The organism is Methanosarcina sediminis (assembly GCF_052056915.1).
Lineage (GTDB): Archaea > Halobacteriota > Methanosarcinia > Methanosarcinales > Methanosarcinaceae > MTP4.
In genome coordinates, this window is sequence record NZ_CP195119.1 from 3,067,584 (window position 1) to 3,081,141 (window position 13,558).

A 13,558-nucleotide genomic window follows, 5' to 3' on the forward strand; every position below is an offset into this window, starting at 1 on the left:
TTTTAATTTTTTCTGATTACTTAGCTTTCATTCAGGCTTTTGGGATTATCTCGTCAATCCTGAGGACGTTTCTTGCGGTTTCTGTAGCCGATATCAGGGCAAGTTTCTTTATCGTTGCCGAATCGTAGACTTTCGGCCCCTTATCCGTAACTTTCCTTGAGATATCTATCCTTGCCTCCACTCCTCTGGCGTAGGCGTTTCTCATCTCCACCATCGCATCGATGGTTTTCATTCCCGCGTTTCTTGCCAGGGTTTCCGGGACCTTTTCCAGGGCTTTGGCGTATGCCAGGATAGCCAGCTGTTTCTTTCCTGTCTGTGTTGCCGCAAATATCCTGACCATGTGGGCCAGTTCAAACTCAATTGCGCCTCCGCCGTTTACTATCTCCCTGTTTTTTATGAGGAAAGCAGCATTGTTGAGGGCGTCATCCACTGCTTCTTCCACCTTGTCCAGCCCGTACCTTGTCGGGTCCCATATCAGGATCGTGGAAATCGGTTTTCCCTTCACGGTTATGAATACGAAGTTTTCCCTGTTTCGTTTTTCAAGCTTAATCCTGTCGGCTTTACCGAGGTGCCGGGGCAGAATCTCGTCATTCTTGCTCATCAGGGTCGTACCCGTGGCTTCCGAAAGCTTTTCCAGGTCTTTCATTTTCAGTTTCTTGAAAGCCAGTATCTTGCTGTCCCGAAGCAGGGTCTCGATATAGGGGTCTATATCTCCCTCGCAAAAGAGGACGTTTGCGCCCGAATTGATTATTTTTCCCGCAAGCTCCCTGCACATCTCCCTCTTTCTTTCCTCAAACATAAGGGCTGTCTGCACGGAATCCATTCTCAGGTTGTGCTGGGGGTTGAGGTATCCGCTTTTAATCTTGAGGTCGTAATTTATCAGGAGCACCGAGGGGTTTTCAAAGTCCTTTGGCATATCCGTCCTTGCCGGGTTTTCGTCCATTATCAGGCCTTCCAGGGCCACCATCCCCGGCCCTCCCACCTTCTTCATGACCTTCACGTTCCGGTTGAGGTCGAGGCGGCCTTTCTGTGTCTCGCTCAGGTGGGCTATAACTCCCAGTACGATGTCCGTAATCTCTTCCGCCTGCTTTCTCTCCACTCCTTTCCCTGTGGCCGAGCATGCAATCGTTGTCCTGACATCCTCTTCTCCTGCCTGCCTTATGCTGTACCGGAGCATCTCATAGGCTTTTTGCAGGGCAAGTTCGTAGCCTTCTATGATAATGGTGGGGTGTACTCCCGCTCTTATCAGCCCAATTGCGTTTTTAATCAGGTTGCTTGCCAGGATCACCGCAGTTTTCGTCCCGTCCCCGCAGGCCTTGTCCATTGATTCCGCAAGCTTTTTGAGGGTAGTTACGATCGGGTGGAGCACGTCCATTTCCTTGAGGATGACCTTTCCGTCGTTTGTTATGAATACGTCGTTCACCGGGTTTACTACCATCTTGTTCATCCCTTTCGGGCCCAGGGATGATGCCAGAAGCTCGTCTATTTCCGCTGCAGCTCTTTCAAGCTGGTCGATAAGCCCGTCTTCTTTTACCGGTTCGTCGATGAGGATCTTGTCTCTTATTGTCCGGGCCAGTTTTGCCATTCCATCCCGGCTTTCCGTATTAGTACCGTTAGACGTTTTCAGTTCGCTTGCCATGTTTTCCCCTATCGCATTGCGGTTATACTGACCTGCTGGTGGTCTGACGTTTTTTCTTGCAGGAAATTATTATCATGACTACTGTTTTTTTCATCCGTGTCGGTACCGGATGAATTTTCAGAATCTTCAGTTAGTTTTATTGTTTTTGGGCTGGAAGTTTTTCTGAACTTTTTTGCTGGAAGTTTATGTTGGAGATTTTTAGTTGTTTTTTTACTGAAGGTTTTTTACTGAAGATCCTGGGGTGATTAAAAAAGGTTCGCCGTCGTTTTCTGCAAACAGTTGTACATTTTTTTCTGTTCGCTACGTTTTTTAATCCGTTTTTTGAGTTCATCTGAACGTTTTTGAAAACACGTAAGAATTCATAAGTTTGCAGGAAACAGCGGGAACCTGAATTATTTCCACGGATAAGTCCCGTGAAATAAGGAAAGGGCAGGCATAAATGCCCTTCCTTTCCGGCAGCAAGCTTTAGCTTGCTTATTTTTCAAGAAGCGACTGTCCGGTTTATCCGATGATCTTCTTGTAGATTTCCGGACCGGTTTCTGCCGCAGTGTAGGTCTGGGCAGTGACGGTGTCGCACGGGCCTCTTGGCGGGACTTCACAACCGGTTGCAATCACGTACTTGGACTGCATGCCGTTTTCCTTGAGAGTGTTCAGGACGCTCTCCTGGAGGGCGATGGTGTCGTTCCTGATCTTCTCGAGGTTTTCGGGGCTGTTGTCTATGAATGCAATAGGGCTGACTTCTCCGGCGAACATGACGTCTTTTCCGTAGTTCTCGATGAGGTACTTGTGGTCCTTGGAGCCTTTGTTAACCTGCTCGGGGTAGTAGGTGTAGCTGTAGTACTTTGTGTCCCACTTGCTGATTAGGTCCCAGTGCGGGGCGTCGGCACAGTTGTGGACGACCATTGGCATGTCATATTCCTTGTAGAGGGGAGCGAAGACGTCCTGCATGATCTTCCCTTCGGTCTTCATGTATTCGTCTGCGCCGAGGATGACGTTGTTGGTCCAGAGGGTTGCCAGACAGAGGTTGTCGGGCTGGGCTTCCTCGAACATCATCTTTGTCATTTCCTTGCAGTACTCAGTGGTCTTTTCGAGGCCTTTGAGGACAACTTCGGGGTTGGTCTTAAGGTCGGAAAGGACGCGGGTTGCTCCCATGATCTGGGTCAGAGCTACCATCGGGCCTTCAAAGAGGGCAGTGATGGGGGCGTTGATTTCCTTTGTTGCCTTCTCGGTTGCGAGCTTGTTGCCCTGGATCAGGTTGTAGGCACGGGTGCCTTCCTTGATTTCGGGGACTTCCATGGCTTCGTAGTCTTCGAGGTGGCCGGTTGCTGCAGGGGTGTCTTCATCAGGGATCCTGATGGTTGCACCGAAGTCGCCTGCGACAACACAAAGGTCGGTAAGGCCGACGAAGTTGTCAATGTTGAAGTACTTGGTACCCGCAACTGCGCTGGCTGCATACATTTCTGCCTTTGTGGAGTAGTCTGCGTAGGTGCAGGGCACAAACTTCCTGGAGAGACCGCAGATAAGGGGTGCGACCGGGAGCCTGTCGACCTTCTTGTCCTGGAAGGCGGAGACGAACCTTTCCTTCTTGGTCATCGTCTCGTTGAACTTGGGTACAACGGAATCGAACTCGTCCATGACTACCTCGGCGGTGATGAGTCCGATGTCGATCTCTTCCTTGGTACCCTTCTGTGCGAGGATTTCCTTGTACTTCATCTTGCTTTCTGCGATTGAAGAGTTGCTCCAGGACTCTTCAGGAAGTTCGCTGACAAGAGAGCTAAGGGTTTCGACTGCTGCACTTGCGTCCTGTGCTGTAGCGTCTGCTCCGATGGATGCTGCGTATTCTTTGGAGACGGGGGCGCCGCCGATCATGACTGCAAGGGAGTCTCTGATACCTGCTTCCTGAAGCTGTTCTATGACGGTTTCCATGCCACCCATGGTTGTAGTCATCAGGGTGCTCATGGAGATTGCTGCTGCCTTGTTTTCCTTTGCGGCTTCAACGAATTTATCAAGGGGGACGTCGGTACCCAGGTCGATTGCGTTGTAGCCTGCAGCGGTGATCATTGTCTTGACGAGGTTCTTCCCGATGTCGTGCACGTCTCCTTCCACTGTTCCGACGATGACGGTCCGGGGGCCACCGCTTGCATCGACCTTCATGTAGGGGGTAAGGATTTCCATCCCTGCATACATTGCGTCGGCTGCGAGCAGAAGGCTGGGGACGAAGGCTTCTCCCTTCTCATATTGGTCACTGACGATGTTCATGCCTTTTGCAAGCCCATCAACAATTGCTTCATAAGCGTCGATTTCTTCATCAAGAGCTTTCTGTGCGAATTCTTCTGCGAGGTCATCGTCACCTTCAACCACAGCATCCGCTAAACCAGCAAGAATTTCTTCTTTTGCCATTATCAAAACTCCATTTTTCAGTATTATATTTGCCAGATCCAGATTCCCCGAATCCAGGCATTCCTTTTTTTATTTACTGCTGCGGGCCAGAGTCAGTTCGTGAATCTCTGTCCCTTAATTTTCCATAGATCTTCCGATGCCCATCCAACCGCTGCTTCCCCGACAAGATAATTTTTCGTAGGAATTACTCTGAAAATTACCGTTTTTCCGGTCTCCGGATGTTCATCTTTTTGCTATGGCAGTAAGTATTCAGGTAGTAGTCTTCAATGTTATATAGCATAGCCGATGCTGTTTTTTGTGTCCTTTTTAATATTTGCCGTCCCCCCCTTTTTTTGCTTTCCTCTTTTACGGGAGGGTTTCGGTTTTCGGGTGCACTCTTTTCAGGTATGCTTCTTTTTCTTGTAAAGGGGGCTTTTTGTGGATTTATGTCAAATTGGAATGGAGACATTTTGGGAAGGGGTGAAAGGTAGGTTTCCCTCCTGAATAATGAGGTTCAAAAAAATAGGTGCCTTCAAAAATAGTCTCCCTTGAAATATTGGAGGGCATTGTTCCTGGTAAATTGGTGCAGTATATACTTAGGAACGATTCGGATATAATAGCAAGGATTTTTGCTGCCAAGAACCACGGATGGACACGGATAAACACGGATTAAGCCATCTGTGTCCATCTGTGTTTATCCGTGGTTTATTGAGGTTTTATGGAACCGGTGCACAAAGAGCGATCCCAAATGAAAACTTGAAGATATATTTTTCCCATTCCTTAACGGTGTGATCAAAACATCAGGGTTAAAACAGTAAGGTTAAAACAGTAAGGTTAAAACAGTAAGGTTAAAACAGTAAGGTTAAAACAGTAAGGTTAAAACAGTAAGGTTAAAACAGTAAGGTTAAAACAGTAAGGTTAAAACAGTAAGGTTAAAACATCAGGGTTAAAACATTGAGCTTAAACCTTCCTTGATTTGGATTGATCCCAGTGGTGCAAAAATACACCACTGGTTACGGCGGGATGTGTTGTCGCTTTCACTTTAATTTATTTTCTCTGAAAGCCCGATGTAGTAATCCGCCAGCTCGTCTCCCCATTCAATGGCACTTTTGTTGAAACTCATTAGCTTTCTGTGGTCAAACTCCCCTTCCTTTCCGAAGAGTTTCAACATCACAAACTCATCGGTGATCATGAAGGAAGAAGGTTTTATTTCTCCCCTGTAAATGTAGAGTGAAACATTATTCTCAAGTAGCAACCTGTGTGTATCTTTAAAGTCATTCTTTAATCTGCCGTATACTTTTTCATCCATAATCAGGTCCATTTTTGTCCCGTTTTTTGCGCAAGTTGCCTGAATTGCAGGACATTCAGGGCAAAAGAATGAGTAAAAGGTCCTGAGTCTCCCTGACCTGAATACTATTTCTTTCAGATCTTTAGGAAATTCGAAAAGGCGCTCAAGGTTAGGCTCATCCACTTTGCATTTTCCAAGCATGTGCATTTTATTTATCAGGTGCTCGGGGATTGGCCTTCTGTCGTGCTTTGACCAGTAATCGTTGTTCTCTTCAAAGACCTCAAGGAGTTCGGTCAGAGGCAGCATCTTTTTAACAATTATTTTCCCTATATCCGTGAGTTCGAAGGTATCTTCGCGCTGGACAATAATATCTATATCCTTCATCTTTTTTAGCTGCGGCGTTATTGAAAGTGTGTCGCCGTGAAGTTCATTTTTGATTTCTTCGGCGCTTTTTGGGCCCTCAGCCAGTAAGATAAGAATTCCCTTCCTTTTTTCAGAAAAAAAGAGCAAATCTACAAGTCCGCTCATAATATCAACTTCTGACCCTTTGCCTGGGGGCAACTTCCGAAGTTCGACTCCGGGACCTTAACAACAAGCCCGTTTTCTATATTACAAACGTTTAAGGTTGCATATGGAACCTGACGTTCCAAAGAGCTTTTACACCATTTGATTTTTCCACTTATTTTCCTTGTATACTCAAACAATTGGGAAGAAACACCTATTTTTTTCATGTTTTTCCTCTCTCCATTTCCACGAAAAAATTTGTTTTATTTTTCAGGTCTCAAGGGAAACTTATAATACCTTTTTTCTATCTGGAAAGCCTGCTCTCTGTATAAGTTTCGAAGTGCCTGTTAGGTCTGCCGGGAGTACAGGTAATTTGTCCACATCTTTACCTGTCAGGGATTTGAGCAAAAGGTCCATATTTCTAACTTCCCTTGAAATCCCTTGGGATTTGTACAGTTCACGTATGTGAAAATCCTCTGTGAGAGTTTATTACATACAAAACCATTTTTATAATTTTTCAGTCAAAAAAAATTTATATTCTCCCTAATCTTCCCTATGTTGGAGCTGTGGGTATTCTCGATCCTGTGTATTTCTTCAGGTTTTTTGGCTACTGACCCTGCGTTCGATAAAATTAAAAAGCCGGTTTTGAGGCAGGAATCTCTATCCTGAATACATGGTAAGGTCCTGATGCCCCAGTGGAGACTGGATGTAAAAAACGATGGGGCATCATTTCCTCTTATAGGGCCTCCGTTTTACCGATCCGTTTAGACCATTGAAATGGCAAACAAGGTCCAGGATCTAGCTTTCCGGGGCTTTTATGGGTGTATAGACCGTTTACCTCCCGGGACTGCGCATAAAAATGGCAAACATTTACAGTCCCGGGAGATGGCGTTGCAGGTCTATTACTCACTTCTTGGGGGATAGATGAACAATGCCCATAGAGATGGGGATTTAAGGCATTGTCATCAGCGTGATTCATTTCAGTCAAATACCCCACCAACTTGTTGCGGGGTGCGCCAGGGCAACTTTGATTTTCTGCTTTTCGTCTTTTCCCTTGCTGTGGTGCAGGTATCCGTTTATCCCGCAGCGCCCCCGGTCCTGCCCTGTAAATGATGGCAGAAGGGGCACTGCAGTTTCGTCTGAATGTGTCCCGGGCTTTGTGATACGGCCCTCTTGCAAGCGGAAATTGTCCTGCTTGAAGGCAGTGCATCCATCCCGGAACTTTTTGAGGTTCTGCACCCCGTTTTCTACCCGGTTTTCGAGGTGATAGGGTATCTCCGGTCCCAGGGATTTCCCGGAATTTTCTATACTGTTTCCAATCCTGGTAAAATGGGATGCCCGGAATGGAGTAATGCTGTATCTATTCCGGGGGCTCTGGTCCAGGACCGGACGTTCCGGGGCATTTTGGGGCTGTAGACTTCCTTTCCTCCAGGAAAAGCACATTAAAATGGCAAATTTGTACCTTTCCGGACAAGGCGTTGCAGGTCTAACTCACTATTTTTGGAATAGATGAACAATGCCCATAGAGAGAGGGATTTAAGGCATTGTCATCAGCGTGATTTATTTTTTTAATTTTTTCTGATTACTTAGCTTTCATTCAGGCTTTTGGGATTATCTCGTCAATCCTGAGGACGTTTCTTGCGGTTTCTGTAGCCGATATCAGGGCAAGTTTCTTTATCGTTGCCGAATCGTAGACTTTCGGCCCCTTATCCGTAACTTTCCTTGAGATATCTATCCTTGCCTCCACTCCTCTGGCGTAGGCGTTTCTCATCTCCACCATCGCATCGATGGTTTTCATTCCCGCGTTTCTTGCCAGGGTTTCCGGGACCTTTTCCAGGGCTTTGGCGTATGCCAGGATAGCCAGCTGTTTCTTTCCTGTCTGTGTTGCCGCAAATATCCTGACCATGTGGGCCAGTTCAAACTCAATTGCGCCTCCGCCGTTTACTATCTCCCTGTTTTTTATGAGGAAAGCAGCATTGTTGAGGGCGTCATCCACTGCTTCTTCCACCTTGTCCAGCCCGTACCTTGTCGGGTCCCATATCAGGATCGTGGAAATCGGTTTTCCCTTCACGGTTATGAATACGAAGTTTTCCCTGTTTCGTTTTTCAAGCTTAATCCTGTCGGCTTTACCGAGGTGCCGGGGCAGAATCTCGTCATTCTTGCTCATCAGGGTCGTACCCGTGGCTTCCGAAAGCTTTTCCAGGTCTTTCATTTTCAGTTTCTTGAAAGCCAGTATCTTGCTGTCCCGAAGCAGGGTCTCGATATAGGGGTCTATATCTCCCTCGCAAAAGAGGACGTTTGCGCCCGAATTGATTATTTTTCCCGCAAGCTCCCTGCACATCTCCCTCTTTCTTTCCTCAAACATAAGGGCTGTCTGCACGGAATCCATTCTCAGGTTGTGCTGGGGGTTGAGGTATCCGCTTTTAATCTTGAGGTCGTAATTTATCAGGAGCACCGAGGGGTTTTCAAAGTCCTTTGGCATATCCGTCCTTGCCGGGTTTTCGTCCATTATCAGGCCTTCCAGGGCCACCATCCCCGGCCCTCCCACCTTCTTCATGACCTTCACGTTCCGGTTGAGGTCGAGGCGGCCTTTCTGTGTCTCGCTCAGGTGGGCTATAACTCCCAGTACGATGTCCGTAATCTCTTCCGCCTGCTTTCTCTCCACTCCTTTCCCTGTGGCCGAGCATGCAATCGTTGTCCTGACATCCTCTTCTCCTGCCTGCCTTATGCTGTACCGGAGCATCTCATAGGCTTTTTGCAGGGCAAGTTCGTAGCCTTCTATGATAATGGTGGGGTGTACTCCCGCTCTTATCAGCCCAATTGCGTTTTTAATCAGGTTGCTTGCCAGGATCACCGCGGTTTTCGTCCCGTCCCCGCATGCCTTGTCCATTGATTCCGCAAGCTTTTTCAGGGTAGTTACGATCGGGTGGAGCACGTCCATTTCCTTGAGGATGACCTTTCCGTCGTTTGTTATGAATACGTCGTTCACCGGGTTTACTACCATCTTGTTCATCCCTTTCGGGCCCAGGGATGATGCCAGAAGCTCGTCTATTTCCGCTGCAGCTCTTTCAAGCTGGTCGATAAGCCCGTCTTCTTTTACCGGTTCGTCGATGAGGATCTTGTCTCTTATTGTCCGGGCCAGTTTTGCCATTCCGCCCTGGCTTTCCGGATTAGTACCGTTAGACGTTTTCAGTTCGCTTGCCATGTTTTTTCCCCTGATTGTGTTGATCGGTCCTGACCTGCTTCTTAGCCTGCAATTTTTGACCTGTATTTTTATTTTACAATTTTTATGCAAGTTTTCCGTTTGATCCTACTCCGATCCCGATCAGGCGGGTTTCCAGCGGGGCTTTTCCAGCGCTTCCCACATCGTTTCGTTTCAGGTCATACTCGACGTTTTCCATTTCCAGGCCGTATCCGCCCATGTACTCCGAGACCAGTTTCTGGCTGAGTTCAAGGCCGTAGTCCAGGGCATGTACGTACTCTTCGAAGATATCTCTCCCGAGTTCGGAGAAAACCGTGTACCCGGCATTTCCTGCGGCAAGGGGGCGGATCAGGACTTCTGTCCTGTGGATTACTTTGCCTGCAAGGGCTCCCACGGCATTTCCAACTTCGTGATATGCGGGGATCCGGATGTCTGCGTCAATAATCTCGTTAAGGTCTTTGAGGTACGCCCTCACCGGAGCCCCTACCAATACAACGGGGACTTTTACCCGGAATTTCAGGTAAGCTTCTTTTCCTATCAGCTTTTCAATATCCGTTTTCTTCAGGTCATCCGCAAAGAAGGATACCAGTTCCAGGGCAAGTTTCCTCACGACTTCTGCCTTGATATGGGCGGAAAACTCTTCCGGACCCTTTTTCAGGTAGGGTCCGAGAATTTTTGCCCCGAGCAAGGAGGCTCTTGTATCCCACCGGGCATATTCTCCCAGTACGTGGAGGGCATCTGTCGGGGTAAACCCAACCTGGCCCACGTAGCGTTTCTGGATCAGGGTCTTCAGGTTGCTGGCAAACATCAGCGGATGTTTTCCGGATTTTGCCGAAATTTCATAAACTGAAAGCGGCTCTTCTCCCAGGAGGTCCAGGATTACTTTTTCGTCCTCCCCGAGTTCCGCGGTAAGGTGCTCCTCGGAATGCGGCCCGTTCCTGAAGAAAAATGTTGTTGGCTGTATGATCTCGTCCATCAGGCGTTCTTTTGGTTTTTCGATGGCTTCGAGTTTCTCCAGCAGCACCGGGAATTCCGCGGCTGCAAGGCAGAGAGGTACCACCCTGTTAGGGCCCAGGTACGGTTTCCTTTTAATCCAGACCTGGCTGTCCCCGCCAAGTGCTGATGTGTCCATCCTGATAGCCTTCACCATCGTCTTCCAGCCGCCCACTTTGGCACCCGAGTCGCTGATCTCGGGAATACCTTTCGAGATCATGGCAATATCGGTACTTGTTCCTCCCACGTCCACAGTCACGCAGGTGTCCAGGCCTGTCAGGTGGGCTGCCCCAACAAGACTTGCGGCAGGGCCTGAAAATATGGATTCTACGGGTTTTTGCAGGGCTTCTTCAATTCTTACAAGAGAGCCGTCACATTTCATCATCATGAGGGTTGCCTTAATCCCCTTTTCTTCCATCACGGCCTGTACAGCTCCTATGAACTGTTTGCTGACCGGGATGAGCTGGGCGTTCAGGAGGGCGGTAACTGCTCTTTCGTAAGCCCCGAGGCTCAGGGAAAGTTCGTGCCCGCAGACTACGGGCATGTCCGTTATTTCCCGGATAGCTTCTTTCACTTTCAGTTCGTGTTCGGGGTTCCTTACCCCGAAATATCCGGAAACGGCAAAAGCAGCTACCCTTTTTCCAACCTTCCTGACAAACTCCTTTACTGTTTCCAGGTCTTCAAGGGGAGCAATCTCATTCCCATCGGAGTCGTGGCCGCCTTTGATAGATATTACGTAATCGCCGGAAAGTTTCTTTGGAACGGTATGTCCGATAAGGATCATCCCTGCAGGGTAGCCCTTTCCCTCAAGTGTGGTATTGGTTGCGAGAGTGGTAGAAACTGATACGGATTTGATGCTTTTCAGGTATCCGGGGTTTAACCCTTCAATCGAATTTGTTATTCCTCTTATCAAATCCGGATATGTCGTAAGTGCCTTGTTTGATTCGATTATTGTCCCGTTTGACATATCCATGATTGCGGCATCGGTATATGTTCCACCCGTGTCGATTCCCAGACCCAGCTCCATGGTATTCCTCCTCTCTATTGTTTATGGCCGCTTTTTTGGTTTTTAAACTGGATGAGTTTATTATGAGACTGATTTTATGAGATTGATTTTATGAGATTGATTTTATGAGATTGATTTTATGAGACTGATTTTATGAGACTGATTTTATGAGACTGATTTTATGAGATTGATTTTATGAGACTGATTTTATGAGATTGATTGTTAAATTCAGGTTTATTCTCAGGCTGCAAATATCTTTTATATTTTTTAGGGCGAAACCACTTTTTTCAAAAAAGACATTGCAGTGTTTTTCCCATTTTTCTCAGTTTAATGTGGGTGGTGAGCAACCACCCGGATGTTGTTCTTTTTGCCAGGATATGCTGCACGGCATTCCTTCTGTGTAAGTTTGATATTTTTATGGTTGGAGGTTTCAAGGGCACGATTTCTCGTTCCTATTGGAGGTTAAAACGTTTTTTTGTTTTTGAAATATGTTTTCTGGAGATTTTTCTTCTGGCTTTAAGGGCATGCTGGACTTGCTTCAGGATTTAGCCCTTTATTTTTGGCTTATTTTGCTCTTTTTTCGGATTAAATTGAAAAATAGGGGAGGAAGACCTCACCCTATGATTGACTTCTGGAGTTCCGGACCAAGTTCCTTAACGGTGTTCACCATTGCCTGTACGGTGGTCAGCGGGCCGGCTGGTGGGATTTCACAGCCAGTGGACATGACGTACTTGGACTGGAGTCCGTTCTCTTTGAGTACGGGGATTACGTTTTCGAGAAGGGTCTTCGTATCGTCGGTGACCTTCTGGATGCCTTCAGCGGAGCCGTCCATGAACTCAACCGGGTTGACTTCTCCCATCATACAGCAGATATCTCCGTACTTGGGGATGAGGTCTGCGTAGTTCTGGGAACCCTTTTCCCTGGTCTTTTCATAGTATGCGTAGCTGTAGAGGGCTGTTCCGAACTTCCTGATCTGGGTCTCGAAGTGAACCGCGTCCGCACAGTTGTGGATCATGTAGGGCTGGTTGTACTTCTTGAAGAGCGGGATGTGCTGTTCGTAGACGAACTGCCCGTCAAACTTCCAGTAGTCTTCCTCGCTCATGATGATGTTGTTGGACCAGAGGTTGTCCACACAGAGCCCGTCACAGGCGTCTTCTTCGAAGAAGAGCTCGGAAAGCTGGCAGATGTAGTCGGTACACTTCTGGACCCCTTCAAGGACAGCTTCAGGGTTTGTCTTCATGTCCATAAGGACCCTGTCCGCTCCCATGAGCTGGGTAAGGGTGAGAAGCGGGCCTTCGTGGAAGCCAACGAAGGGGGTGTTGAGTTCCTTGTTGAGTTTGTCTTTTGCCTTCTTTGAAGCCATGACAAGTTCGTAGCCACGGGTGCCTTCCTTGAGTTCGGGGACCTCAAGCTGCTCGTAGTCTTTAAGGTGGCCTTCGGAGGAGGGAGTGTCGTCTTCGGGGTATTTGATCTTGCATCCGAAGTCCGCGGAGGTTGCGGAAAGGTCAATAAGCCCCACAAACATGTCCATGTCCAGGTATTTGGACCCGAGGTATGCGCTCTCAACAAAGGCGTCTTCGTTTGTTGCGTATTCCTTGTAGGTTACGGGGACAAACTTCCTGAGAGCTCCGCAGGCAAGCGGATAGACAGGCAGGCGGTCCACTTTCTTGTCGGACATTGCGGATACGGTCCTGTCGATGTGGGACATTTCTTCCTTGACCTTCACGCCCACACTTTCGAACTCTTCCTTGATCTTTGTGGCAGTTTCCAGGCCGATGTCTACTTTATCAGAGACTACTTTCTTTGCCAGGATCTCCCTATACTTGATCTTGCCCAGATTGATCTTCTCGTCACTCCAGCGCTCATCCGCAGTCCCGAGTTCCTTCACAACTTCGGTTGCCCAGGTGCTTGCGTGCAGGGCATCAGGGTGGGAAGAGTCCGCGCCGATGGCTGCTGCGTATTCCTCTGAGACGGGGGCTCCTCCTACCATGACCTTCATGGCGTCGCGGATACCTTCTTCCTGGAGGATCTCAATGACCTTTTCCATGTTTGTCATGGTCGTGGTCATAAGAGCGCTCATGGATATCAGGTCTGCCTTGTGCTCTTTTGCTGTTTCCACAAACTTCTCGATTGGGACGTCTGCACCCAGGTCAATCATTTCAAACCCGTTTGCACTGAGCATGGTCTTGACAAGGTTCTTGCCGATGTCATGCACGTCTCCCTCGATAGTCCCTATAATGCCTACGGCCTGTTTGGAGTCACCTTCTTTGGTCATGTGGGGGACGAGGATGTCCATGCCTGCATACATTGCTCCGGATGCGAGCAGGAGGTGGGGTACAAAGGCTTCTCCTTTCTCATACTGGTCACTGACAATGGTCATTCCTTTTGCCAGGCCGTTGATGACTGCTTCATAGGGGTCAACGCCCATTTCGAGGGCTTTCTGTGCGAGTTCTTCTGCGTCGTCTTCTTCTCCTTCGACGACAGCTTCCGCTAATTGGTTCAAGATGTCTGCTGCCATAAAAACGCTTCCTACATTTTTTGCGGTTA

8 protein-coding genes are annotated in these 13,558 nt (G+C 48.0%); all 8 read right to left on the minus strand.

Going from position 1 to position 13,558, the window contains the following annotated elements:
• Positions 1–31 precede the first annotated feature (31 nt).
• The 8 genes from ACSAZK_RS13345 to ACSAZK_RS13380 all read right to left on the minus strand — a co-directional run bounded on the left by ACSAZK_RS13345 (position 32) and on the right by ACSAZK_RS13380 (position 13,529).
• On the minus strand, positions 32–1,639 hold the full coding sequence (locus tag ACSAZK_RS13345) for a TCP-1/cpn60 chaperonin family protein (RefSeq protein ID WP_440954592.1): 1,608 nt from the start codon (positions 1,637–1,639) through the stop codon (positions 32–34).
• A gap of 501 nt (positions 1,640–2,140) precedes the next feature.
• The gene (locus ACSAZK_RS13350; RefSeq protein WP_440954593.1) at positions 2,141–4,039 is read right to left on the minus strand and encodes a uroporphyrinogen decarboxylase family protein; all 1,899 of its coding nucleotides are present in this window, start codon (positions 4,037–4,039) and stop codon (positions 2,141–2,143) included.
• A gap of 1,021 nt (positions 4,040–5,060) precedes the next feature.
• Entirely contained in the window at positions 5,061–5,834 is a 774-nt protein-coding gene (locus tag ACSAZK_RS13355; protein ID WP_440954594.1) for a helix-turn-helix transcriptional regulator, read from the minus strand.
• Entirely contained in the window at positions 5,831–6,037 is a 207-nt protein-coding gene (locus ACSAZK_RS13360; protein ID WP_440954595.1) for a hypothetical protein, read from the minus strand. Before ACSAZK_RS13360 ends, ACSAZK_RS13355 begins: the two co-directional genes overlap by 4 nt.
• Positions 6,038–6,794: 757 nt before the next feature.
• A complete protein-coding gene (locus ACSAZK_RS13365) occupies positions 6,795–7,253 on the minus strand; it encodes a hypothetical protein (protein WP_440954596.1) in 459 nt (152 codons plus the stop codon).
• Positions 7,254–7,407: 154 nt separating this feature from the next.
• Positions 7,408–9,015: a TCP-1/cpn60 chaperonin family protein gene (locus ACSAZK_RS13370; protein WP_440954597.1), complete on the minus strand. Its 1,608-nt coding sequence runs from the start codon at positions 9,013–9,015 to the stop codon at positions 7,408–7,410.
• Between the two features lie 82 nt (positions 9,016–9,097).
• Positions 9,098–11,032, minus strand: a complete 1,935-nt coding sequence (locus ACSAZK_RS13375) for a hydantoinase/oxoprolinase family protein (RefSeq protein WP_440954598.1) — start codon at positions 11,030–11,032, stop codon at positions 9,098–9,100.
• A gap of 592 nt (positions 11,033–11,624) precedes the next feature.
• On the minus strand, positions 11,625–13,529 hold the full coding sequence (locus ACSAZK_RS13380; protein WP_440954599.1) for a methyltransferase cognate corrinoid protein: 1,905 nt from the start codon (positions 13,527–13,529) through the stop codon (positions 11,625–11,627).
• Between the last annotated feature and the right edge of the window lie 29 nt (positions 13,530–13,558).